Genomic DNA, 23,111 nt, shown 5'->3' with positions numbered 1-23,111 from the left:
TTTTACACTACTGATCAGCAGTATCAAACAGGGCTAGCAGCTGGGCTTCATTGAGTTGCGGGGTATTATACTTTTCAGCTTTTTTGAGTTTACTGCCAGGGTTTTTGCCAACAATAATGTAATCAGTTTTTCCACTGGGCATTTTATTAAGCCGTCCGCCCGCATCAGTAATTAGCTTGGTCACTTGCTCATAGGTAAGAGCCTTGAGTGTGCCTGTAATTACAAAGCTTTTGCCCGTTATTCCCTGGGTTGTTGTAGTGTCCTGAGATGGTTCTGTGGTGAGGCTGGCAGCTTGTGCCGATGGCTGTTCATTAGACTGTGTGGGAGTTGGGGCTGTTGCTGCCGAAACGGGAGGTGGAGAAGACGGGGGGACCGCAACGGCAGACGATGGTGCGGGAGTGGTTTGTTGTTTTTTGAGAGACGCAATTACAGTTTGGCTAATCTCTAGGGCTTCTTTCATAGCCACTTGCTCTTTAGCCGTTACTTTCAGCTGATCTGCCTGGGTTGTCATGGTTTGCTGAGCGGCTTGTAATTGTTGAGTCAGTTGAGCATTCATTGCTGTCAATTCCTCCACCTGGCGACTTAATTGGGGAGTATTCTGAGCTGTCTGTTGTGCCAGTTGCTGATGAGCTTGGGTCAGTTCTTCTAGCTGATTGCGTAGAGCTGTTTCACGATCATGGGAAAGCTGGGCATCTACTAGAGACTTCTGTGCCTGGGCTAATTCTGCTTCTAATACTGCAATCTGAGCCTGAGTTTGAGCTAATTGGGTCTGGCTGGTTGCCACGTCACGTTTTAACTGGTCACGTTCTTGCCCCAAGCTGGCTACCTTAGTTTGTTCACGCTGGGCGATCTGTTCTTGCTGCTGGATAGCCGTAGCCTGCTGTTCTCGTACCTGCTCTAGTTGCTGAGTCAGCTGAGCAATCGTTGTCTCAGTCTGAGCAGACTCTGTTTGAGCAGCGGCTCTAACCTGCTCTAGTTGTTGGGTGAGTTGATCGATGGTCAATTGAGCCTGGGTTGCTTCCATCTGAGACGTTGCCTGGGCTTGCTCTATCCGTTCTAACTGCTGGGTGAGGCGGTCGATGGTCGATTGAGCCTGGGTCGTTTCTGTGTGTGATGTTTCACGCGCTTGCGCTAGTTGCTGGGTGAGTTCAGCAATGGTTGCTTGAGCTGCTTCGATTTGCGCCTGGGATGTTTCGCGTGTTTGTTCTAGTTGCTGCGTTAGCTGATTGATCGCTGTCTGAACTTGCTCATCTTCAGTTTGCACAGCCGCAAGGGACTGCTCTAGCTGTCGTTTATTTTGTTCTAGAGTTGTAACGGTGTGGGCTAGCTGACTGTTTTCAGTCTCTAAATTCTTCAGCTGTTGCTGCTGGGTTGATGTCTGAGCCTGGAATTGGGCTAGCTGTGAGGTTACCTGCTCTAGCTGTTGCGTCAGTTCAGTAATGGTTGTCTGAGCCTGAGTAACTTCTGTTTGAGATGTTGCTCTGGTGTGTTCTAGCTGTTCTAACTGCTGGGTGAGTTGGGTAATCGTTTCTTGGGACTGGGTTGTCTCTGCCTGAGCCGTTGCTTGGGTTTGTTTTAACTGCTGCGTGAGCTGGGTTATGGTTGTTTGAGCTTGGGTCGTTTCTGTCTGAGCGGTCTCGCTTGCCGCTTCTGCCTGTTGCAGTTGCTGGGTGAGCTGATGAATGGTTGCTGCCGCTTGTTGTTGCTCTGTCTGGGCGGTTGTTTGGGCTTGTTCTAACTGCTGAGTCAGCTGAGTGATGGTTGCTTGGGCCTGAGTCGCTTCTGTTTGGGCTTGGGCTTGGGCTTGTTCTAATTGCTGCGTGAGTTGGGCTTGGGCTTGTTCTAATTGCTGCGTGAGCTGGGTAACGGTTGCTTGGGCTTGGGTGGCTTCTGTCTGGGCGTTAGCCAGGGTTTGCTCTAGCTGCTGCTTATTTTGTTCTAAGGTCTTAACGGTTTGAGCTAGCTGACGTTTTTCAGTCTCTAAATCCTTCAACTGCTGCTGCTGAGTTGAGGTTTGGGTCTGTAGTTGCCCCAGTTGGGTTTCCAAATCAGCTTGGCGAGTCTGAGTCTCTTGGCGTAGCTGGTGTAACTGCTGCTCTGATTGTTCTAGGCTATTCAGACGTTGCTGGGTGGCTTTTAATGAGCGTTCTAAGTTTCTAGAGCGATCGCATTCCGTTTTATAAGTTTGCTCCAGCGTCTGTTTCTCTGAAGTCAAACCCGCTACTTGACCTTCTAGCTGAGTCGTTGTGCTTTCTAGCTGAGTCGCTTTGCCTTCTAATTGAGCTGTTTTGCCTTCTAGCTGAGCCACGTTAGCTTCAGCGGCAGTGGCCATTTTAGAGATGCGATCGCGTTCTGCCTTCAGCTCACTCACCTGTTGCTCCAGGCCCATGACCGCATCCTTAGCCAGGGCCATGGCCTCATTCAAGGTTTTATTTTGTGTCTGAGCCTGATTTACCTGTTGAGTTAGCTTGGTTTTTGTCCCCTCCAACTTAGAAAGCTCGGTCGCTTGCTGGGCCTTCTGTTTGCCCAGGCGACTCGCCATCACTGCACCCACCAATGCCGCTGTGCCTACAGCAGTACCCACCAGTTCTGAAACCAGGGTGTAGTCCATCAGTTCTGAAACCAGGGTGTAGTCCATGGCCTGCATTTCCCAACTCAATTAACATATCAACTCAACAGACTTTCTATAGTAAACAGCTATGGCAGCGACTATGGCTCTTGGCAGAAATATTTTAGGCATTCGTCAGGGAATGGGTCGTTCGCTGGCCTAGGCAGGGGAAGGTGCAGTGGGCAGTGGGCCATGGCCACTTGCCTTCTATACTTTTCCTGCGATTCTTCCAAAGGCTTTTCGTAAACCAGACACAATAGAACTAATCGCAGCATTAGCAACTATGACTTCTACGCCCTCGGCTGGGTCAAACCGCCTGCTTACCCTTTACAAGTCATCCATTGGCAAAAAGCTCATCACTGGCCTTAGTGGTTTAGCCTTGGTCACCTTTGTCATCATCCATATGACGGGCAATTTCGTGTTGCTAGTTAGCGCCGATGGCTATAACCAATATGGTCACTTGATCGAGCAGTTGGGGCCATTGACATGGCTGATTGAGCTGGGGTTGTTAGGGTTTGTGTTGATTCACGTTTGGATGGGCATACAGATTTTTTGGGGGCGGTTGCGGGCACGACCTCAGGGATATGCCATCTATACATCTGCCGGAACGCCTAGTTACCAATCTATGAGTTCTCGCTCCATGATCATTACCGGGCTGGTTCTGGGCAGTTTTCTAGTCTGGCATCTGCTCACCTTTAAGTTTGGTGTGCGCTACACCGTACCAGGCTCAGATATCCGCGACTTATCGCGGCTGGTTATCGAAAAATTTCAGCAGCCCTTCTACTTGGTCAGCTACATCAGCGTCATGGTAATGCTTGCCAGTCACCTACGCCACGGCATCTGGAGTGCGTTTCAATCCTTAGGTGCCTTAAATGCCGCCCTACGCCCCATCATGTATGGGACCAGTTTTGTGTTAGCCATCGGCATCGCGTTGGGCTTTATTGTCTTACCCTTAGCCATATATTTGGGGCTCATTACCTAAAAAGTTTTGAATTTTGAGGTATGAATTTGGAATTTTCAGATCCACAATTTCCTGACCACCATAGATTCTCACAGTTCTAATTTTCTTGTGTTCTTAAACCTTAAAGCCAGCAACTCAAAACCAATAACCAAGACCCAATAGCCAATAACCAATAGCCAATAACCCTTTGCCTCAACCGACTCCTTATCGTTACACTTATGCCTTTAAACCCTCGCATTCCCCACGGTTCCTTAAAAGACAAGTGGAACAACTTTAAAGACCACTGCCAGCTGGTCAATCCCAACAACAAACGCAAGCATACGATTATCATTGTCGGTACGGGTTTGGCAGGAGCATCAGCGGCGGCAACATTAGCTGAACTGGGTTACCACGTAAAAAGTTTCTGTATTCAAGATTCTCCTCGAAGATCCCACAGTATTGCGGCCCAAGGTGGGATTAACGCCACTAAAAACTATCCCAATGATGGTGATAGTATTTGGCGGTTGTTTTACGACACCATCAAAGGGGGAGATTATCGCTCCCGAGAGGCGAATGTGTATCGTCTTGCCCAGATTAGCAATCACATTATTGATCACTGTGTTGCCCAGGGCGTACCCTTTGCCCGAGAGTATGGTGGGTTATTAGCCAATCGGTCCTTTGGGGGGGCTCAAGTATCGCGCACATTCTATGCCCGTGGGCAAACGGGCCAACAGCTCTTGCTAGGGGCCTACAGCGCCATGATGAAAATGGCCCACCAGATTGAAATTTTCACCCGACGTGAGCTGTTGGATTTGGTTGTCATTGACGGTCATGCCAGGGGAATTATTACCCGCAATTTAATTACTGGGGAGTTAGAGCGGCACCAGGGTGATGCGGTACTCTTGTGTACCGGCGGCTATGGCAATGTGTTTTACCTATCTACCAATGGTCGCAACTCTAATGTGACAGCAGCATGGCGCTGTTATAAACGTGGGGCTTATTTTGCCAACCCTTGCTATACCCAGATTCATCCCACCTGCATTCCAGTGTCAGGAGACTATCAGTCAAAACTCACCCTGATGAGTGAGAGTTTGCGGAACGATGGCCGTGTTTGGGTGCCGATAAAACCAGGGGATAATCGTTCGCCCAATGAGATTCCTGAAGACGAGAGAGATTATTACCTGGAGAAACGTTACCCTAGCTTTGGCAATTTAGTGCCTCGGGATGTGGCCTCACGCAATGCTAAGCATATGACCGATGACGGTCGTGGTGTGGGTGCCACGGGGCTGTCAGTGTATCTAGATTTTCGGGATGCCATTGCGCGGGATGGTGAGGATGCGATCGCAAACCGCTATGGCAATCTTTTCCAGATGTATCAACGCATCACCGACGAGAACCCCTACCAACAGCCCATGCGCATTTACCCAGCGGTGCACTATACCATGGGCGGTCTGTGGGTGGACTATCATCTGATGAGTACGGTACCTGGTTTATTTGTTTTGGGCGAAGCCAACTTTTCAGACCATGGAGCCAATCGTCTTGGGGCCAGTGCCCTGATGCAAGGATTGGCCGATGGCTACTTTGTAATTCCGTACACCCTGGGGGATTATCTGGCTCGTACCCCTTTACCAGCAGTAGAGACTACCGATGATGCCTTTGCTGAAGCTGAGGCCTCGGTGCAAACAAAAATCCAAAAGCTCCTCAGTATCCAGGGTGATAAAACGGTGATGCAGTTCCATCGTCAGCTAGGTCAGCTGGTGTGGGACCATGTGGGCATGAGTCGCGATCGCAATAGTCTCAAAGCTGTAATTAGCCAAATCCAATCCCTACGAGCAGAATTCTGGCAAAATCTCCGGGTTCCTGGCAAAGCTAACACCCTCAACAAAAATCTAGAATATGCTGGTCGTCTAGCTGATTTTCTGGAACTGGGTGAACTTATGGCCCGTGATGCCCTCAATCGAGAAGAGTCCTGTGGCTGTCATTTCCGTGAAGAATATCAAACCAGTGATGGTGAAGCCAAACGAAATGATCAAGACTATGCTTATGTAGCAGCTTGGGCCTACAGTGGTGACGAACAACCCCCTGAACTACATAAAGAGACACTGGCTTTTGATAACGTTGAACTGACGCAACGCAGTTATAAATAGGCTCGTTTAATTCTGGTTTCCCATCAGCGACAACTCTGCTAGTAAACCTTGATCGACTCTACCAATAGCTGAAACGGCCCTGCTTCAAAGTGGGGATTGAGCTGTCGATCATATTCAAATTTGCTCAACATCATTTGCAGCGAATAGATGATGCCTCTATTAATTGGGGGCCGTTGTACTACCCTTGCCCGTTGTACTGCCTTCATGTCAGCAAACGGGATGCGCACAGTTACCCAGCCCCCATTAGCTGTATCAAAAGAATAGGCATAGGCCACGGTGTCCCAGCCCGCACCATCACGCAAAAAGAATTTATAGCGTTGCCCATCGCCCTTGACCCGTAGTTCAATGCCACTGTAGTTACTAAGATCTAGCGGTGGTTCAAAGTTGCGCGTGCGCACCGAGGCAAACCCCCCGGAGTTAGCGGTCGAAACATATCCGGTAAACGCTAAACCCTCAGGTTGTAGCTGGGTTCCACTCTGGCTGACGCCCCCCATGACCACATCGTCAAGAGCGCCCCATAGTTCACGCATTTGCTCTGTAGGCTGACGAAAGTCAAACACTACATTGGCTTGAAGTTGGGGCGGCGGCGGTGGTGGTGAACCAAAGAACATGTTTTGTAGTGAGCTAATGATGGGGATGGCCTCAAAGTAGTTGAGGGTGTCAAAAAAGCGCCCAAAATCCCACGATTGCCGGGTTTGCTCTGGCATGGCCTCAACCTCAGTTGACAGATACTTTTATTGTATATGTAGCTTCATGGGATTTGAGAGGGCAGATTCAGTGAACCGAGACCTGCTATACCTAGCTTAGGCATTGCTGATTCTCCTGAAAAAAGTCATGACTCATCAAAAAATTCCTTTTTCCCTAATACGCATCCCGCTGATACTCAGTGGATTGCTATATCTGGGTTTAGGTGTTGCTTTCTGCGTATTACCAAGGTTTGAAGCTGTCCTCAATGCAGCTGAATTACCTGCTGTATTTTTCTATGGCTTTGGATTATTTTCAATCTTGCTAGGCATTGCGGCCACTCTCTTTGCCTGTATTGTCCATAAACCGAACAAGGCAATTTACATCGTTGCCCTCGTCCTTACTGTTCTCTATATTCCATCGGCATACATTTTCTTTGGGATACCGATGCTTATATTCCTAATACGGAAAGATGTTCGAGATTACTATGGGATAAATATATAGGCGCGTTGGAAGTATGCAGAAATCAGCTTAAAGACATGGGTAATTGGCTTTGTATTTGCAACTTAAGTTCACCTATAAACCAGCTTGGGTTTGAGCAAATAGAGCCTTAAAGTCATTGTTGACTGGTGTTTGATTCGGTGACTCTGGTTTCGAAACTACATCAAAGGCCTTATTGCGGGCAGTGGTCTGTAGCAAGGCTTGAACCACGACCGCCGCAACATCAGCCCGAGGAATCGACGTTGTGATGCCTTCTGGTGGATTTTTTAGCAAGACATCATTTTTGCTGACAACGAGTTCTCGCTTGCCACCTGGCTGGTCCAGTAACCCACCGGCTCGAATAATTGTGTAGTCAATACCCGAGTCAATCAAATGTTGCTCGGCTTTACGCTTCCAGATCAAGATATTGCCATTACCGATCGTGTTGAGAAAATGATTCTCATCTGTTCCTCCCATGGAGCCAACTAGAACAATCTGTTGTATACCTGCCCTTTTGGCTGCCTCAATCTGATTGGTCTGACCCTGATAGTCAATTTGTTCAGGCATTTCTCCAGGGGCAAATGTAAACTCTGGACGTTGTCCAGGCTGAGGTGGGGCCTTCATCTGCGGTACTGCACTGGTGAGAATAACCAGGGAATCACAACCTTCCAAAGCTGGTACTAGATCATTTGGCTGAAGAATATTGCCAAAGAAGAAATTATCGGTTGAGTCAAAGAGGGCTTTAGCTTTTTGAGGAGAACGGGCAAAACCTCTGACACAAAACGATTCAGGTAATGTTTGTAGTTTTTTGACAACTAAGGAGCCGGTTTGCCCAGTTGCACCTGTGACTAGAACGTTAAGGGGATGGGACATGAAAGATAGATACCATGGGGCTGTGCAGTATTTAGTATAGGGATTTTTGAGAAGAGTTTTCAGGTCTACTTCATTCATTACAAAGTTCACCGAGTCTAATTTTTGGCACACGGCCTCAACTCTGGGGACGGGGATATGCAAAGGAAGCTACACTTTCTGTACTTCGCTACACATTTGATGTGCTTGGATTGAAAAAAGTAGAGGCAGATGTTGATGAACCTAACAAAGCTTCTATTCGAGTGCTTGAAGCGGTGGGGCTGTCCCAAACTCGGAGAGCAATCGTTAATGAGCGTCCATTGCTTTACTATGAAATTCAAACTTGAAGAAGAGAAACAGAAGAGAAACAAATGAATAACTGCTAGCGACCTGATAATCGTGCTGCCGTTTGCAAGGGGGAAAAGATATGGGGGTATCCCACGAGTATTCAAGCCAGTGCTAAGCTCAAGGTAGAGTTTCTCTGGGTTGAGTCCAATGGCAGACACTGAAGAGTTGGCTGGTGAAAGTGCCCAATCAATGAATGCTAAGCAGATAGAACTATATGAGCGCATTCAGGCGTTTTCATTAGATAAGCCAGATGCCCAGCTACCGTTTAGTAAACGGCTAGCCAGAGATAATGGCTGGACCCTGCAGTATGCCCAGCGAGCCATTGAAGAATATAAGAAATTTGCCTTTTTAGCATTAGCAGCAGGGCACCCAGTCACCCCTTCAGACCAGGTGGACCAAGTATGGCACCTACATTTGTCCTATACACACTCCTATTGGGAAGAATTCTGCTCTGGGGTTTTGCAAAAAACACTACACCACGATCCCACCCTGGGGGGAGACGATGAAAGCCAAAAGTTCAATAATTGGTATCGTCAAACTCTAGAGAGCTATGAACAACTTTTTGACGAACCACCACCAGTAGAATTTTGGCCAGCACCCGAAGAACGTTTTGGCCGTGACTTACATTTTTTACGAGTTAACACCCAACAGAATTGGATACTGCCAAAATTACAAGTTCAAAAAGCAGCAATCGCCAGTGTAGCAACGCTTTTAGCCTCGATATTCAGTAGTTATTATCTAAGCAGTGCTGAAGGCAATATTAATCCACTGGCGGTAGTTTTACTCACTGCTATGATTGTTGCTTCAGGGTTTGGCGCAACACGAATGATTATGGGACTCGTGGATTTTATCAAAGACCCCTCTCGCCCTCGACTTAAAGGAGATTGGAGCAACTACAGTGTTGGTAGCGGCTGTGGTGGTTGTAGCGGCTGTGGCAGCGGCTGCGGTGGTGGTTAACTAAAATATCGCTTGGAAGGACCCGATTACTCGTATCGCACCCCATTGTGTTCTAGCCATCCATCTGCATGCCAATCTTTGGGATCATCATGGGTCCAGTGCAGCACACCTCCCCGCTCATTCCATTCATATTCACCCCGAAATCGCACCTCATCACTGACGCGTAACGCATCGATACGAGAAGCGACATCCCTATCAATATTGTGACTGACCAGCAGCGATTGCCCTGAGGCTAGTCGCAAAATAAACTTTTGATGACGAGAGCCTTCCAAATCATCTGGTAGTAGCTTTTCGACACGTCCTACCCCTTCTACAATCAGGTCAGACTCACCATTGCGATAAGCTTCCATCAAAGCATCATCACCTTTAACATCAGTCCGTCGAAAGTCGTCTCTTGCAGCAGCATCAGCCATAGGTACAGACAAAGGAAACAATAAAGACACTTTTACCACTGGCACAAGCAGTATTAAAACAGACAAAATGATTACTATTAAAAACGATGAAAACGCTTTTATAGCCTTGTTTATAGCCATCTCAGTGGGAAACCGTATACGGTAGTGTCGGTGTAATTTTACCCCATCCCATGGGGGCATTCACCACCTGCACCCATTCTCTCCTTTTGCGATGATGAATTTGTCGAACAAGAGAGATACGGCCCATGAAGACATCTGCACAGCAACCCATTATCGAAGGGATTCGCAACTGGTACCGCAACGCCATTCGCAACTCTAAATATCGTTGGCTTGTGGTTTTTGGTAGTCTTCTATATCTTGTCAGTCCCTTGGATATCTTACCTGATGTTTTGCCGATTATTGGCTGGCTCGACGATGGCATTATCGCTACTCTTCTAGTTACTGAAGTGTCTCAACTCTTGTTCGAACAGGTAAACGCCTCTAAGAAAAAGAATCATCAAGAGGCTAATTATTCTCCTGATACCACTAGCACAACCGAGCAGGTGGTTGATGTAGAGGTGGTATCCGTTAGCTAGCTCAGTCTTTGAGTAAGTTTGTCGCGCTCATCACGTTTCATTATTCACTTTATTCAATAAGGCACAGAATCATGACTAATACCAACACCCAAGTAATCAACGAAAACTTCCAGTCCATCAAAGCAGAAGGCGGACGTCGTACTCAAAAGATTGGCGATATTCTTAAGTCCGCTTTCTCGGAGGCTATCAGTGAAGTAAAAGAAGGTGCCAGCACCGTTCACCCCCTTGCTAAAGATCTAGCCGATAACGCCGTTCAAGTAGTCAAAGAAAAAGGACAGGAAGCCTATGTAAATGCAAAACAAGCGGCACAGGAAACGGCTACTGATGAGAAAGACATTGTGACTCAGTTCAAGCTAAAACTACAGGCTATCGTGGAAGCGATTAAGGCCACACTATTAAGTAAGGTAAAGACGGCAGATGATGAGACTGCTGCTGAGACGGTGAAATTAATTGAACAGGATACTGAGGTGCAAACCGTGGTTACGGTGGGTTCCACAGCTGTTTAGTCTTGTTAGGTTTCTCTCCTTCTCCTAGAGTTTTGTTAGGTACGTAAACTAGACGCTAGTTTCCCTTAGGACTAGCGTTTTTTTTGTTTACTGTAGGGGCACCGTAGGCAATGCCCCTACAGGGATGGGCCTTTATGTTTTGGCTAATGCTTCTTTTTTGCGTTCCTTGATTTCTAAATGTACTAGGAGTGCATTGATATCTGCAGGATTAACACCACCGATCCGAGTGGCCTGACCTACGGTTAAGGGTTTAAAAGATGTTAGCTTCTCGCGAGCTTCCATCGATAACGTGTCAATGCTCATGTAGTTAATATCTTTCGGTAGCTTGCGGTTCTGTTGTTTGGCTACTTGCTCAATCTGACTTTGCTGACGCTGAATGTAGCCTGAATACTTAATGTCGATTTCAGCACCTTCTTTTTCGGCCCGTGTTAGGTCTAAATTACCTAAATCGTATTGCTCCAGATGGGTGTAATGGAACCGGGGGCGACGGAGGAGATCGGCAAGTGCGATCGCATCCTTAATTTTCTGCCCCGTATCCGCCACAATCTGCTTACCCACAGGCTCATGGGCCTTCACCCGTGTACTGTGCAGTCGCTTTTTTTCAGCTGCAATATTCTCCTGTTTGCGCAGATATAGTTCCCACCGTCGGTCATCCACCAAACCAATGTCACGCCCCAGAGGCGTTAACCGCTGATCCGCATTGTCTGAACGCAGGATCAACCGATATTCCGACCGTGACGTGAGCATCCGGTAGGGCTCTCGCAAATCCTTAGTACACAGGTCATCAATGAGCGTACCGATATAACTACCCTCACGGGGGAAGATAATCATCTCGTCACCACGGCCATAGCGAACAGAATTAACACCAGCAACAAACCCTTGGGCCGCAGCCTCTTCATAGCCTGTTGTACCGTTGATTTGTCCCGCACAGAACAATCCCTCAATTTTTTTTGTCATCAGTGTGGGAAAACACTGGGTGGCAGGTAAGTAGTCATACTCCACCGCATAGGCCGGACGTAGCATGGTACAGTTTTCCAACCCAGGTAGGCTGCGCAACATCGCCCGTTGAATACTTTCGGGCAACCCCGTAGAAAATCCCTGCACATAAATCTCAGGAATTGTACGACCTTCTGGCTCTAAAAAGATTTGATGACTTTCTTTATCAGCAAAGCGAACAATCTTATCTTCAATGCTTGGACAATAGCGAGGTCCCTTAGAATCTACCCAGCCACCATAGATAGGAGACATGTGGAGATTCTCCTGGATGATGCGATGCGTTTCTGCTGTCGTACGAGTTAGGTGACAATCCATCGGTTCACGCTCAACCCACACATCTGGGTCAAAGCTAAACCAGCGTACATCCGTGTCGCTTGGCTGCTTCTCTAAAACATCAAAATTGATCGTGCGTCGGTCAACACGGGCTGGAGTCCCTGTCTTGAGGCGACCTGTTTCAAACCCTAACTGGTTTAGAGTGTCAGTTAGACCAACAGCTGCAAACTCCCCCGCTCGACCCGCCGCCATTGATTTGTTGCCCACCCAGATAACACCCCCTAAGAAAGTACCTGTGGTGAGAATCACCGCTTTACAGCGAAAGGCAACACCAAAGTAGGTTTGAACACCAATCACCTCATCGTTGTCACCCAGTACTAAATCTGTTGCCATCCCCTCACGTAGTACCAGATTCTCCTGGTTTTCTACGATGGTTTTCATGGTGGCGGCATATTCGCGCTTGTCGGTCTGTGCCCGCAGAGCCCACACTGCCGGACCACGGGAATTATTCAATACCCGCTTTTGTAGATAGGTGCGGTCGGCCATTTTGCCAATTTCTCCACCCAGGGCATCCACCTCATGGGTTAGCTGTGACTTTGCTGGCCCACCGATTGCTGGGTTACAAGGCTGCCAGGCAATTCTGTCCAGGTTGAGGGTAAGCAGCAGCGTCCGAGCCCCTAACCGTGCTGAAGCCAGCGCGGCTTCACAGCCCGCATGGCCTGCACCGATCACGACTACATCAAATTCATCTAAAAACTCTACCGAGCTGCTCATAGGCCTATCCATCCAGCGTTTCCCGTTGCTGATTTTTGCAAGATACCGATCTGGATTGAGTGCAATCCAGCAAAACTTGTCAGCTTCAACCCGATCGGGGGATCAGCAGCGTCAAGCGTTATTTATTCTAAACCCTCAATCCTGCTACAGTTAGGTTTCAGGATTGAGTTGATTAGAGTTAATCAATTGACAATTTTTACTAACCCCCTTTGGTATAGATTAATGTGGGGTTTGGAATCGGGTGCTTCTACGCCCTCGGGCCTTGAGTTTTTATTTACTCAAGGCCTCTGTTTATTGCCCCCACAGGAAACTCAACCATGCAACCAGATGTTCTGGCATTTGATTTCGATGGAGTAATTTGCGACGGGTTGATCGAATATTTTCAGACGGCGTGGCGAGCTTATTGCAAACTGTTTAAACCAGACAGCTTAGAGCCCCCTAAAGGACTAGCTAAGCAGTTTTATCCGCTGCGTCCCGTGATTGAGACCGGCTGGGAAATGCCCATGCTGTTACGCGCTTTAGTCTCAGGTAAAACAGCTGAGGAAATTATTCCAGGCTGGCCAACCCTGGCGCTGCCGTTTTTAGAAGAAACCCAGCTTACCCAGGCTGAAGCTGCCAAAATTTTGGATGGTGAACGTGACCACTGGATTGCCACCGACTTAGACAACTGGCTAGCCCAGCATCGGTTCTATCCCAATATGTTAACCGTACTACAAGCCTCTCTGGAAAAACGCCCCACCTATATTGTCAGCACCAAAGAAGGCCGCTTTATCCAGCAGCTACTTAAACAAAGCGGTGTGGCCATGCCCGCTGAGAATATTCTGGGTAAAGAGGTTAAACGACCCAAATATGAAACGCTGCGATTGCTGACAGCAAGCCATATGGCTCAGACGGAAACTGATCAGGAAGTTCAAGGCTATCATCCTGCTCCCCCTAGTATCTGGTTTATCGAAGACCGGATCAAGGCTCTCCAGTCCGTCAAGAAACAATCTGACCTAGACCACGTTGAACTGTTTCTAGCCGACTGGGGCTATAACTTAGGGCCTGAACGTCAAGCGGCTCAGGAAGACGATCGAATTCATCTGCTATCGTTAGATTCGATAGTACAAAGGTTCGATATCGTTTAGGCGGTTGGCAGCACCATGCTGGATCTATCAAAAATTGCACAGCAGATGCAGGGGATCAGTAATCACCTGGCCAAGGAGGCTGAGGCAGCGAAGACAAGGATTGCGATCGCAACCCAACTTCTCCACCAGGCCCAATTACAGCAACCCCATTTAATCCAGCAACTCCAAACCCATGGTCCGCAAATTGGTTTTGCCGCCGCCGCACCGGTTGAACCACTAGATACCCGAGTCAACATCAAACCTGCCCCCGAAGCCCACACTGTCCTTGCCACCGACGGTTCACAGATCAACCCCAGCCACCACGAAATTGCCTATTGCTATTTGCTTAACATCGGTCGTATTGTGCTGCACTACGGCCAAAGTCGCTTCCCAATGCTTGATAGCCAGCCAGAAGTGATTTATCGTCCCGAGGACCTTTACACATCGCGCCAGTGGGGCATTCGCACAGAAGAGTGGATGGGCTATCGCCGGACGGTATCAGAATCCGTGGTATTGGCAGAGTTAGGTCTGGATGTGCATGGAGGGCAAGGAGAGCCGAGGCAGCCGGAGACGCAAGCAACCTTAGAAGCCAGGCAATCCTCACCCCATGCATCCATCCCCACCCTGGCCATGACCGATGGGTCATTAATTTATTGGTTTCTCGATCAACTGCCCGCACCCGCCAGGGATCAAATTCTTGAGCCCATCCTGGTGGCCTGGGATACCCTCCGTGCAGCCCAGGTCCCCCTGGTGGGATATCTCAGCGCCTCACGGAGCAGCGAAGCCCTTAACTTTCTACGCCTGCAGAGCTGTCCCTATGGGCAACCAGATTGTCAAAAGCACTGCGAAGGGCAAACCGACGGTGCCCCCTGTCAGGTATTTTCACCACTGCGAGACGTCACCTTGTGGGCCACACTGCTAGAACCGGGACAGCGCGGCCCCTTATTCAAAAGCTCGGCAGACATTCTGCAACTTTATGGTGACCATCAAGTGTATTTTTGCCACGTCCATGTGGGCGCTGAAATTGCCCGTGTCGAGTTTCCTGAATGGGTGGTCAAGGACAATCAACTATTTGAGAGTGCCCTGAGTCTGACCCTCACCCAAGTGCAGAAAGGATTTGGCTACCCAGTTTCCCTGGCAGAAGCCCATAACCAGGCGGTGGTACGGGGGGGCGATCGCAACCGATTTTTTGCCCTACTTGAGCAGCAAATGATTCGCGCTGGTTTGCAAAATGTTGGCACCTCCTATAAAGAAGCTCGCAAACGCGGCAGCATTGCCTGATCGACACCAGGGTGCGACTGCGCTCATCCCTGAAGATTTGGGTTCAGCTGCGCCCAGCCATTGGACGTCTCTGTATCATCCGGAAAAAATTGCATGACAGCATTAAAATTTCCGCTCAAGCTATCGGGAATTCTCCCTAGAGGAATCGTTATTAATAGTACGTTGTTGCAAACGGACACTCCCAAAGGCTTTGGTCTGTCAAACAACCCATAACAAATGTGATAATAACTACTCAGTACCTCTGATGCATGTAGTCACTAGAGCTGCGGCTGTGAACTCGTCTCCCCAACCCCCGAGTCGCCATCTCTGGCAATGTATTCAAACGATTAACGCCCACAATAGCTGGATTCGTTCCATTGCCATTGATAGCCAAGCAAGATACATCGTCAGCGGTAGCGGTGACCGCTCCGTAAAACTGTGGCATTTCAACAGTGGGCAGCTACATCAAACCCTGCAAGGTCATCAGGGATGGGTTAGAGCCTTAGCCATTAGTCCGGATGATTCATTGATTGCCAGCGGTGGCAATGAAAACAAGGTGTGTTTGTGGCAACTGGAGCAGGGCCAACAATTAGCCATCCTCAAAGGCCACACCGATAGCATCCGCACCGTGACGTTTAGTCCTGATGGTCAGTGGATATATACGGGTAGCCAGGATAAAACGGTGCGGCGCTGGTCAGCTGTCGATGGCACGTTACAAGGCATCCTAATTACCCATCAGCACTGGATTCGTACCCTGGTGCTGAGCCCCGATGGTTGCACCCTGGTCACCAGCACTCAAGATCGGGAGATTAATATCTGCGATGCCAAAACTGGTCGCATTCTTCATCGTTTACAACGGCATACAGATGACATCGTATCCCTTGCCATCAGTCCCGATGGTGAGTTACTAGTGAGCGGCGGAGCTGACAATAAAGTCATGTTTTGGCGACTGGGGGACGGTCGGTTTCTAGCCGAACTTGATGCCCACAGCCAAGGGGTGAACAGCGTTACTTTTAGTGGCGATGGCAAACTTTTGGCGACCGCCAGTCGCGATCGCACCATCCGCATTTGGAATATGACCACCCGCAAATTGCTCGATATCCTTGAAGGCCACGAAAGCGGCGTCTGGTCAGCCGTATTTGCCCCCGATGGCCGCACCCTGATCAGCGGAGACTGGGCCGGTCAACTTCGATGCTGGCAGTTATCTAATGTAGGGGATTGAAGAACTTAAGACCAAGCTTTTCTACTCAAAAGCTAGTATTAAAATAGCTGTTTCACTCTTTTTAAGAACCGACTCTATGGAAACCCTAGCGCTCACCAACGACAACGTAGAAAAAGTACTTGACGAGCTCCGCCCTTACCTCATGGCTGACGGCGGCAACGTTGAACTAGTTGACATCGATGGCCCTGTAGTTAAACTACGCCTCCAAGGTGCTTGTGGCTCTTGCCCTAGCTCTGCCATGACCCTACGCATGGGTATCGAGCGTCGCCTACGCGAATTTATCCCTGAAATTGCTGAGATCGAACAAGTAGCTTAGAGCATCAAAGTCCCTCTCCCTTGGGGAGAGGGATTTAGGGTGAGGGATGTTATCCTGATTTACTGGGAAAACTCGGTGAACCACAGTGCTTGATCTAAAGCTGATTCGACAAAATCCTGACCAAGTGGCAGCGGCCTTAGCCAAACGCAGCGGCGACTATGCAAACTCTCTATCTGAACTCCAGGCATTAGATAGTGAGCAGCGAGGCTTGGAGGGAGTGCGATCTCAACTCCAGGCTCGCAGTAATGAAATCGGCAAAGCCGTTGGTATGAAGATCAAGGGCGGTGCCGACCCTAAAGGTGACGAGGTCAAGGCATTACGCGGCGAAGGCAACCAGGTCAAAAAAGAGCTTGCCGAGCTAGAGCCTCAGGAAAAGGAACTCAAGGCCAAGATTCAAGATATTTTGCTAACCTTACCTAATTTGCCCAACGACACAACGCCAGAGGGTAAGGATGAAGAGGAGAATGTGGAAGTTCGTCGCTGGGGCGATGACCTGATTCCCCAGGGCGATGAGTTGCTTGCGCACTATGAGCTAGGTGAAAAGCTCGGCATCATGAACTTTGAGCGTTCAGTCAAAATTGCCCAGAGTCGATTTGTGACCTTGATCGGTGCTGGTGCAGCTCTAGAGCGAGCCTTGATTCAGTTTATGCTCAACCGCCATACCAAGTCAGGCTACACCGAAATTTTGCCCCCCATCTTGGTCAACTCGGCCTCATTGACTGGCTCAGGGCAACTACCTAAGTTTGCTGAAGACAGCTTTAAATGTGCAGATGATGATCTTTGGCTCACACCAACAGCTGAGGTTCCCCTCACAAATTTGCACCGCAGTGAAATTCTCACAGAAGATCAGCTGCCCATTAACTACTGTGCCTATACCCCATGCTTTCGTCGAGAAGCAGGCAGCTATGGTCGCGATACCCGTGGTTTAATCCGCCTCCACCAATTCAATAAGGTGGAAATGTTTAAGTTTGTGCACCCAGACACCTCGTTTGATGAACTCGAAGCCTTGACGAAGGATGCTGAAGACATTTTGCAACAGCTGAAGCTACCTTATCGAGTACTCGCCCTTTGTACCGGTGACATCGGCTTTTCGGCCACCAAAACCTACGACTTAGAAGTATGGCTACCCTCAGCCAATCGCTACCGAGAAATCTCCAGCTGCTCCAACTGCGTTGATTTCCAGGCTCGCCGTGCTGACATTCGCTTTAAAACCCCAGGGCAGAAAGGTACTCAGTTTGTCCACACACTCAATGGTTCAGGGCTAGCTATTGGCCGTACCATGGCCGCTATCCTTGAAAACTACCAACAGCCTAATGGAGGCGTGAAAGTGCCTGAGGTCCTTCAACCCTACATGGGTCGCGAGTTTCTTTGAAGCATTTAACCCACAGCTATTTAAAGGGAACGGTAGAATGGGAATCATAACAAACGTTTTTCGTTAATTGACTCGCTTGCTTGTCTTATTGACGTTGTCTGTCAATGCTTTTGTGGGTTTTCTGATGCCCAAGAGTAAACCTACGTTCTGAACCAATCAAGCGACTTTTACTGACCTACTTACTGTCTTCTATGTCCGTTCTGGCCGTTATTTCTGTCATTGCCCTATTAATTTTCGTCCATGAGCTGGGCCACTTCCTAGCTGCTCGACTACAGGGCATTCACGTTAACCGGTTTTCCATCGGTTTTGGCCCCATCCTGTGGAAGTTTCAAGGCTCTCGAACAGAATACGCGCTGCGGGCACTTCCCCTCGGTGGGTTTGTGGGTTTTCCCATGGATGAGGATTCGGACACCAGTTTTGCCCCTGACGATCCGAACCTGCTGCAAAATCGTCCGGTGATGGATCGGGCCATTGTGATGAGCGCAGGCGTGATTGCTAACCTTCTGTTTGCTTACCTTGTCTTTGTCATCCAGTTCACCAGCGTTGGCGTCCCTCAAGACTTTATACCTGAGCCAGGTGTCCTGATTCCTCAGGTCATGTCCAATACATCCCCAGCCGCCCAAGCTGGCATCAAAGCGGGAGATATTATCCTCTCCGTTGAGAATCAACCCCTTAACCAAGGCGAAGAAAACGTACAGGTGTTGATTGATGCTATCCAAACTAGCCCTAATAAACCCGTTGATTTGCTCATCCAGCGGGGGAAACAGGAACTCAATCTAACGGTGACCCCTGACATGTCCCCCGAAGGGACGCCCATTATCGGTGTTCAGCTATATCCCAACGGTAGATTTAGCTATGAGCGTTCTGCTAATCCAATTGAGGTGCTTACGTTCGCCGCTGATGAATTTCAAAATGTATTTGTCCGTACAGCCGAGGGCTTCTTTGAATTAGCAACCAACTTTTCTGAAACATCCGACCAGGTATCCAGCCCTGTACGTATTGTTGAACAGGGTAGCACCATGGCCGATGCCAATATTATCAGCCTGTTTCCTTTTACGGCCCTGATTAGCGTCAACCTAGCCATCATTAATATTCTGCCCTTACCCGCCCTAGACGGTGGTCAGCTGGCTTTTCTGCTGGTAGAAGCTCTACTGGGAAAACCGTTACCAAGACGAATTCAAGAGAGCGTCATGCAAACGGGCCTGCTGCTGTTTCTTTGCTTAGGCAGCATGTTGATTGTTCGGGATATATCCCGCCTAGAAATTTTTCAGAATGTTTTTCAGTAGGTAATCCTCAGCCCCCAGCTCCTTCTCCTCCATGAAAAGGGGTACAAAAGGAGCGCTGGTTTTGCTCAGGTGAAAGCATCTAAACGCCATCAAAACCCCTCTCCCTAGAGAGAGGGGTTTGGGGTGAGGACAAATCCTTCAAAGCCACCTTCTAAGACATTGTCAGCCTCCTAAATCACCGTGACCGCTGCCCAGACCAAACGCCCTCGCCTCACTAAAAAACGACGAGCCTTATTCATCCTCGAGCAGCTCAAAGAGCTTTATCCCGAAGCTCCTTGCTCCCTCGATTACGACAATCCACTACAGCTACTAATCGCTACGATGCTGTCGGCTCAGTGTACTGATGCACGGGTCAATATTGTCACACCCCATCTATTTGAGCGCTTTCCAACGGTCACAGACTACGCAGAAGCAGACGTCAGCGAGATTGAGTCGTACATTAAATCAACCGGCTTCTATCGTAATAAGGCCAAAAATATCCGCGCCGCCTGTGAAAAGATTATTACCAATTTTGGTGGTGACGTGCCCCAATCAATGGAAGCCCTCACCAGTCTTCCGGGAGTAGCCCGCAAAACAGCCAATGTGGTCCTAGCTCATGCTTTTGGAATCAATGCTGGAGTCACCGTAGACACCCACGTAAAACGCATTACCAATCGTCTTGGCCTGACTAAACACGACACTCCCATCAAAATTGAGCAAGATCTGATGAAGCTTTTGCCTCAACCAGACTGGGAAAACTGGTCTATTCGGCTGGTGTACCATGGCCGTGCTGTTTGTGATGCTCGCAATCCAGCCTGTGAGCGATGTCAATTGATTGAATGGTGCACCTCTGGCCCTAAACTAATTAAGGCTAGAGCTGTGGCTGCAAGCACCAAGAACTCTAAAAAGAAGAAATCCTAGCCCGATAACGTCCATATATTTTTCCTGAATAGATGGGAAATTTAATGCATGAAGACAACGATATTCAGGGTATGTACCTGACAGCTCAACGAGTTCACTCCCCCAAACCCTTGTAAAACCTATGAATAGTTTAGGTTGGTTCATACTCGGACTTGTTGGTATTGGCATTCTTATTGGAGCCGCTGGCATTCTTAATTGGCTGATTAAATTTGATATTGAAGACGATTTCGATCAACGAGAACGTTAATTTATTAACGTTAGCTTTGCCAAAGCAGAGGTTCTCCTTTATTATGGGAAGCTGTGGTAAATATCGGTAACACCTAGGAAATTATCAGCCCAATGGCTAAAAAAGGCATGATTGCGCGCCAGCGTAAGCGCGAAAAGGCAGTTGCAAAGTATGCAGCTAAGCGTCAGGAGCTTTTGGATACATTTAGGTCCGCTGGCTCTCAAGCAGAAAAGTTAGAAATTCATCGAAAAATTCAGCAGCTGCCTCGCGATAGTTCCCCTACGCGTTTGCATAACCGCTGCTGGTTGACGGGTCGTCCTCACGGCTATTATCGTGACTTCGGTCTTTGCCGCAATGCTCTTAGAGATATGGCTCACCAGGGCTTACTACCTGGCGTAGTGAAGTCTAGCTGGTAGTTTTTAGTTTTGCCCAGGCTTTATCCCTGGCTAAGCTGACGAAATAAACCCAGTTTAGTCAGCAAGCATCAGAAAGTTTTGGCTTTTAACCGGAGGGGTGTCATTATTACCTCTCCGGTTCTATTATTTATTTGTAGATGTCATGTAGATGTAAGACTTTAAGATAGCTAGTTTATCGCCTCCCAGTTCTTGCCTGCATAGGAAAGTTTGCTCCAACCCCCAGGGGCACCCAGCCTATTCCAGTAGCGCTAAGCTCAACGGTCATTTTGCCCCCAGCGACCAGGTCACTGAATTATTAAGCTTTTTCATTCTCTGGTAGCCATTGCAATATAACCAGCAAACTGAGCCTCTAATTAGCAGAGCCTTTCAGTCGTTACTAAACCGTCGCCGAGTTACCTGTCTGCTTGTCAATCGGCAAAACTATTTACTACATGTCTGTGGCGATCCCCTTGGGCTGCTGAAAACTCAGTCTGAGGCCCAGACTGACGGTAGTGATTGTCAAGACATCCTGAAATGTTTGCCAATTTCATTGCGGCAGCCGGTCAGCATAGCTCTCCAGCAAGCACACATCAATGCTGGCCATATCCAACGAGCTAGCGGCATCAGCACAGTCGATAATGAACGGCCCTATAGGGTGACCATAGAAGCTCACTTACACCTTGCCAGTGAGTCAACGGAAGAGTTTTTAACACTTTTGGTTGAACGAGAGACCTATGACTCTTCATTAGAGAAGCTTGGCCAATGCGCCAGTACTGATTTATCAGTGCACAATTTAACCCAATCCCATAACCCTAAAAACGAAACGACAGAACTGCTCGCAATTAATAAACGTCTGCGAGCAGAAGTATTGGAACGACAACAAACAGAGCAAAAGTTAGCCCAGAAAGCTGAAGCATTAATCCGATCTAATGCGGATCTAGAGGAGTTTGCCTATGTCGTTTCCCATGATTTGCAGGAGCCTCTGCGAGCCATGACAGCTTTCTCCCAGCTGTTGGCACAGCGTTATAAAGACAGCCTAGATGCATCAGCCCAACGATATATCACCCATATCGTTGACGGTGGCACTCGCATGAAAGCCATGATAGATGGCATTTTAGAGCTCTCTCGCATTAACAGTAAACAATTAAATAACAACCCCACCAACCTAGAACAGGCCCTTGCCACGGCACTCGAAAACCTTAAGCTTATACGTTTGGAAAATCAAGTAACTATTACTCATGGGGGCTTACCCACCCTTGATGTGGATACAAATCATGTTGTACAGCTACTGCAAAACTTAATCAGTAACGCCATTAAATTTCGAGGACCGGAACCGCCCCATATTCATATTAATGCTGAGCAGCAGGCCACTAAGTGGTTTTTTAGCGTACAAGACAATGGCATTGGTATTCCCCAAGACCAACAAAAACGTATTTTTAAGCTATTTCAGCGATTGCATAACCAACAAGAGCAAAAGGGTTATGGGATTGGCCTAGCTATCTGCAAAAAAATTGTCGAGCACTATCAAGGTAATATTTGGCTCAAATCATCTCCAGGAGAAGGCTCAATATTTTATTTCACTCTAGTCCCAGATCAATATCAACATGAAGCTTAAAGTTTGCTTATGAGGAAACCCTCAAGTCCACTGTCCTGGTTAGAATCATAGCCTTCGGGTGCACAATGGGTGTTAGCATGCCTGACCACTAAGATGGACGTAACTATTCTTCTTGTAGAAGATTCCCCTACTGACGCAGCTATCTTATCAGCTGCTTTTGATGATGTCGGCTGCCAATGGTCTATTCAACTGGCTCAAACTGGAGACGAAGCTTTAACCCTACTAAAGCAATTCGATAACAGTCACGCTCATCCTCAACTGATTTTGCTGGATCTCAATTTACCTGGTAAAACAGGTCACGAAGTTCTAGGAGAAATTAAGGGGAACTCAGCTTGGCAAGCTATTCCCACCATTGTCTTGTCAAGTTCTGCCACTCGTGACGATATCGATAAAAGCTATCAGCTCCATGCTAATGCGTACATTACTAAACCCACAAACTTTAGGGAATATCAGTTGATTGCTCAGAAAATCCTGGGTTTTTGGCTTGAAACTGCCCAATTGCCCACCAGTCTGTAACTTAAAATACTAATTCAGCAATTTTTGACCCAATATCTAGAGTAGAGTTAGCTCGATATATGTTTTTCGATGCTCTAGCAATTCCGTAGCACCTGTGCTCTCTGTATAGGCAGTCATATCGTAAGAATAGGTATTTTTGCGATATACAAGTTATAACGACTTTTCTTACTATGTCTCTAGATCAATTAGGACGCTGCGTGTTGTTTTCTGTAGAGACTCGTATTTATTCTTTTGTTGTTGCATAATTACCAGTGCTGATTACCACCTAGCTAGTCTATTTATAGGAGCTGCTATGCCTATGAATAAAACACTAGCTATTTCATTTTTACATTTTCTCCTTAGATATA

General features: G+C 48.0%; 22 protein-coding genes and 1 pseudogene. 17 read left to right on the top strand and 6 right to left on the bottom strand.

What is annotated here, in order from left to right; genetic code table 11:
• Positions 1–7 precede the first annotated feature (7 nt).
• Positions 8–2,638 carry a BRCT domain-containing protein gene (locus SPB21_RS31370; RefSeq protein ID WP_499868978.1) on the bottom strand — a complete coding sequence of 877 codons (2,631 nt, stop codon included), beginning with the start codon at positions 2,636–2,638 and terminating at the stop codon, positions 8–10.
• A 253-nt stretch (positions 2,639–2,891) separates the two neighbouring features.
• Here SPB21_RS31370 and SPB21_RS31365 point away from each other — a divergent pair, with 253 nt between their 5' ends.
• Both SPB21_RS31365 and SPB21_RS31360 read left to right on the top strand, forming a co-directional pair.
• Positions 2,892–3,590 carry a succinate dehydrogenase cytochrome b subunit gene (locus tag SPB21_RS31365; RefSeq protein ID WP_499868976.1) on the top strand — a complete coding sequence of 233 codons (699 nt, stop codon included), beginning with the start codon at positions 2,892–2,894 and terminating at the stop codon, positions 3,588–3,590.
• Between the two features lie 197 nt (positions 3,591–3,787).
• Positions 3,788–5,695 carry a fumarate reductase/succinate dehydrogenase flavoprotein subunit gene (locus SPB21_RS31360; protein ID WP_499868974.1) on the top strand — a complete coding sequence of 636 codons (1,908 nt, stop codon included), beginning with the start codon at positions 3,788–3,790 and terminating at the stop codon, positions 5,693–5,695.
• A gap of 38 nt (positions 5,696–5,733) precedes the next feature.
• Here the strand turns inward: SPB21_RS31360 and SPB21_RS31355 are convergent, their stop codons facing one another.
• A complete protein-coding gene (locus SPB21_RS31355) occupies positions 5,734–6,402 on the bottom strand; it encodes a CIA30 family protein (protein ID WP_163698845.1) in 669 nt (222 codons plus the stop codon).
• A 127-nt stretch (positions 6,403–6,529) separates the two neighbouring features.
• Here SPB21_RS31355 and SPB21_RS31350 point away from each other — a divergent pair, with 127 nt between their 5' ends.
• Positions 6,530–6,883, top strand: a complete 354-nt coding sequence (locus SPB21_RS31350; protein WP_163669833.1) for a hypothetical protein — start codon at positions 6,530–6,532, stop codon at positions 6,881–6,883.
• Between the two features lie 72 nt (positions 6,884–6,955).
• On the opposite strand, the gene SPB21_RS31345 is transcribed toward SPB21_RS31350, so the two are convergent.
• On the bottom strand, positions 6,956–7,732 hold the full coding sequence (locus tag SPB21_RS31345) for an SDR family oxidoreductase (RefSeq protein ID WP_163698849.1): 777 nt from the start codon (positions 7,730–7,732) through the stop codon (positions 6,956–6,958).
• 56 nt (positions 7,733–7,788) lie between these two features.
• Here SPB21_RS31345 and SPB21_RS31340 point away from each other — a divergent pair.
• A pseudogene (locus SPB21_RS31340) lies at positions 7,789–8,055 on the top strand (GNAT family N-acetyltransferase); the annotation flags it as partial.
• A gap of 148 nt (positions 8,056–8,203) precedes the next feature.
• Positions 8,204–9,013, top strand: coding sequence for a glycine-rich domain-containing protein (locus SPB21_RS31335; RefSeq protein ID WP_499868972.1), 810 nt, complete (start codon positions 8,204–8,206; stop codon positions 9,011–9,013).
• A gap of 26 nt (positions 9,014–9,039) precedes the next feature.
• Here SPB21_RS31335 and SPB21_RS31330 read toward each other — a convergent pair whose 3' ends face one another.
• Both SPB21_RS31330 and SPB21_RS31325 read right to left on the bottom strand, forming a co-directional pair.
• On the bottom strand, positions 9,040–9,426 hold the full coding sequence (locus SPB21_RS31330) for a DUF3465 domain-containing protein (RefSeq protein WP_250565160.1): 387 nt from the start codon (positions 9,424–9,426) through the stop codon (positions 9,040–9,042).
• A 121-nt stretch (positions 9,427–9,547) separates the two neighbouring features.
• A complete protein-coding gene (locus tag SPB21_RS31325) occupies positions 9,548–9,673 on the bottom strand; it encodes a hypothetical protein (RefSeq protein WP_284681675.1) in 126 nt (41 codons plus the stop codon).
• Between SPB21_RS31325 and SPB21_RS31320 the strand changes: the two genes are divergently transcribed.
• A complete protein-coding gene (locus SPB21_RS31320) occupies positions 9,672–10,001 on the top strand; it encodes a YkvA family protein (RefSeq protein ID WP_163669841.1) in 330 nt (109 codons plus the stop codon). The genes SPB21_RS31325 and SPB21_RS31320 overlap by 2 nt on opposite strands.
• A 71-nt stretch (positions 10,002–10,072) precedes the next feature.
• Entirely contained in the window at positions 10,073–10,507 is a 435-nt protein-coding gene (locus tag SPB21_RS31315; protein WP_163669843.1) for a hypothetical protein, read from the top strand.
• 132 nt (positions 10,508–10,639) lie between these two features.
• On the opposite strand, the gene mnmG is transcribed toward SPB21_RS31315, so the two are convergent.
• Positions 10,640–12,550 carry a tRNA uridine-5-carboxymethylaminomethyl(34) synthesis enzyme MnmG gene (gene mnmG / locus SPB21_RS31310; RefSeq protein WP_499868969.1) on the bottom strand — a complete coding sequence of 637 codons (1,911 nt, stop codon included), beginning with the start codon at positions 12,548–12,550 and terminating at the stop codon, positions 10,640–10,642.
• 317 nt (positions 12,551–12,867) lie between these two features.
• On the opposite strand from mnmG, the gene SPB21_RS31305 reads away from it, so the two are divergent.
• The 10 genes from SPB21_RS31305 to SPB21_RS31260 all read left to right on the top strand — a co-directional run bounded on the left by SPB21_RS31305 (position 12,868) and on the right by SPB21_RS31260 (position 22,764).
• Positions 12,868–13,677: an HAD family hydrolase gene (locus tag SPB21_RS31305; protein ID WP_499868968.1), complete on the top strand. Its 810-nt coding sequence runs from the start codon at positions 12,868–12,870 to the stop codon at positions 13,675–13,677.
• 15 nt (positions 13,678–13,692) lie between these two features.
• Positions 13,693–14,937, top strand: coding sequence for a DNA double-strand break repair nuclease NurA (locus SPB21_RS31300; RefSeq protein ID WP_499868966.1), 1,245 nt, complete (start codon positions 13,693–13,695; stop codon positions 14,935–14,937).
• Positions 14,938–15,181: 244 nt separating this feature from the next.
• Positions 15,182–16,138, top strand: coding sequence for a WD40 repeat domain-containing protein (locus tag SPB21_RS31295; protein ID WP_499868964.1), 957 nt, complete (start codon positions 15,182–15,184; stop codon positions 16,136–16,138).
• 76 nt (positions 16,139–16,214) lie between these two features.
• Positions 16,215–16,454, top strand: a complete 240-nt coding sequence (locus tag SPB21_RS31290; protein WP_006518566.1) for a NifU family protein — start codon at positions 16,215–16,217, stop codon at positions 16,452–16,454.
• 85 nt (positions 16,455–16,539) lie between these two features.
• Positions 16,540–17,826, top strand: coding sequence for a serine--tRNA ligase (gene serS, locus SPB21_RS31285; RefSeq protein WP_163698862.1), 1,287 nt, complete (start codon positions 16,540–16,542; stop codon positions 17,824–17,826).
• Between the two features lie 191 nt (positions 17,827–18,017).
• The gene (gene rseP, locus SPB21_RS31280; RefSeq protein ID WP_163669862.1) at positions 18,018–19,112 is read left to right on the top strand and encodes an RIP metalloprotease RseP; all 1,095 of its coding nucleotides are present in this window, start codon (positions 18,018–18,020) and stop codon (positions 19,110–19,112) included.
• A gap of 180 nt (positions 19,113–19,292) precedes the next feature.
• Positions 19,293–20,012: an endonuclease III gene (gene nth, locus SPB21_RS31275; RefSeq protein WP_163669864.1), complete on the top strand. Its 720-nt coding sequence runs from the start codon at positions 19,293–19,295 to the stop codon at positions 20,010–20,012.
• A gap of 339 nt (positions 20,013–20,351) precedes the next feature.
• Positions 20,352–20,654, top strand: a complete 303-nt coding sequence (gene rpsN / locus SPB21_RS31270; protein ID WP_163669873.1) for a 30S ribosomal protein S14 — start codon at positions 20,352–20,354, stop codon at positions 20,652–20,654.
• A 322-nt stretch (positions 20,655–20,976) separates the two neighbouring features.
• The gene (locus SPB21_RS31265; RefSeq protein WP_499868962.1) at positions 20,977–22,248 is read left to right on the top strand and encodes a sensor histidine kinase; all 1,272 of its coding nucleotides are present in this window, start codon (positions 20,977–20,979) and stop codon (positions 22,246–22,248) included.
• Positions 22,249–22,341: 93 nt separating this feature from the next.
• The gene (locus tag SPB21_RS31260; RefSeq protein ID WP_163669877.1) at positions 22,342–22,764 is read left to right on the top strand and encodes a response regulator; all 423 of its coding nucleotides are present in this window, start codon (positions 22,342–22,344) and stop codon (positions 22,762–22,764) included.
• The last annotated feature ends 347 nt before the right edge of the window (positions 22,765–23,111 follow it).

Source organism: Leptothoe sp. ISB3NOV94-8A (assembly GCF_043421595.1).
GTDB classification, from domain to species: Bacteria; Cyanobacteriota; Cyanobacteriia; order Phormidesmidales; family Phormidesmidaceae; genus Leptothoe; species Leptothoe turfae.
This window is presented reverse-complemented; position numbering and strand designations above follow the sequence as displayed.

Excerpts from the sequence above, each read along its gene's own strand:
- SPB21_RS31300 (WP_499868966.1), top strand. The coding sequence starts at position 13,693 with ATGCTGGATCTATCAAAAATTGCACAGCAGATGCAGGGGATCAGTAAT.
- SPB21_RS31315 (WP_163669843.1), top strand. The coding sequence starts at position 10,073 with ATGACTAATACCAACACCCAAGTAATCAACGAAAACTTCCAGTCCATC.
- SPB21_RS31330 (WP_250565160.1), bottom strand. The coding sequence starts at position 9,426 with ATGGCTGATGCTGCTGCAAGAGACGACTTTCGACGGACTGATGTTAAA.
- SPB21_RS31290 (WP_006518566.1), top strand. The coding sequence starts at position 16,215 with ATGGAAACCCTAGCGCTCACCAACGACAACGTAGAAAAAGTACTTGAC.
- SPB21_RS31355 (WP_163698845.1), bottom strand. The coding sequence starts at position 6,402 with ATGCCAGAGCAAACCCGGCAATCGTGGGATTTTGGGCGCTTTTTTGAC.
- SPB21_RS31335 (WP_499868972.1), top strand. The coding sequence starts at position 8,204 with ATGGCAGACACTGAAGAGTTGGCTGGTGAAAGTGCCCAATCAATGAAT.
- SPB21_RS31260 (WP_163669877.1), top strand. The coding sequence starts at position 22,342 with ATGGACGTAACTATTCTTCTTGTAGAAGATTCCCCTACTGACGCAGCT.
- SPB21_RS31370 (WP_499868978.1), bottom strand. The coding sequence starts at position 2,638 with ATGGACTACACCCTGGTTTCAGAACTGATGGACTACACCCTGGTTTCA.
- SPB21_RS31365 (WP_499868976.1), top strand. The coding sequence starts at position 2,892 with ATGACTTCTACGCCCTCGGCTGGGTCAAACCGCCTGCTTACCCTTTAC.
- mnmG (WP_499868969.1), bottom strand. The coding sequence starts at position 12,550 with ATGAGCAGCTCGGTAGAGTTTTTAGATGAATTTGATGTAGTCGTGATC.
- rseP (WP_163669862.1), top strand. The coding sequence starts at position 18,018 with ATGTCCGTTCTGGCCGTTATTTCTGTCATTGCCCTATTAATTTTCGTC.
- SPB21_RS31325 (WP_284681675.1), bottom strand. The coding sequence starts at position 9,673 with ATGGGCCGTATCTCTCTTGTTCGACAAATTCATCATCGCAAAAGGAGA.
- SPB21_RS31360 (WP_499868974.1), top strand. The coding sequence starts at position 3,788 with ATGCCTTTAAACCCTCGCATTCCCCACGGTTCCTTAAAAGACAAGTGG.
- SPB21_RS31345 (WP_163698849.1), bottom strand. The coding sequence starts at position 7,732 with ATGTCCCATCCCCTTAACGTTCTAGTCACAGGTGCAACTGGGCAAACC.
- SPB21_RS31305 (WP_499868968.1), top strand. The coding sequence starts at position 12,868 with ATGCAACCAGATGTTCTGGCATTTGATTTCGATGGAGTAATTTGCGAC.
- rpsN (WP_163669873.1), top strand. The coding sequence starts at position 20,352 with ATGGCTAAAAAAGGCATGATTGCGCGCCAGCGTAAGCGCGAAAAGGCA.
- SPB21_RS31320 (WP_163669841.1), top strand. The coding sequence starts at position 9,672 with ATGAAGACATCTGCACAGCAACCCATTATCGAAGGGATTCGCAACTGG.
- SPB21_RS31350 (WP_163669833.1), top strand. The coding sequence starts at position 6,530 with ATGACTCATCAAAAAATTCCTTTTTCCCTAATACGCATCCCGCTGATA.
- SPB21_RS31295 (WP_499868964.1), top strand. The coding sequence starts at position 15,182 with ATGCATGTAGTCACTAGAGCTGCGGCTGTGAACTCGTCTCCCCAACCC.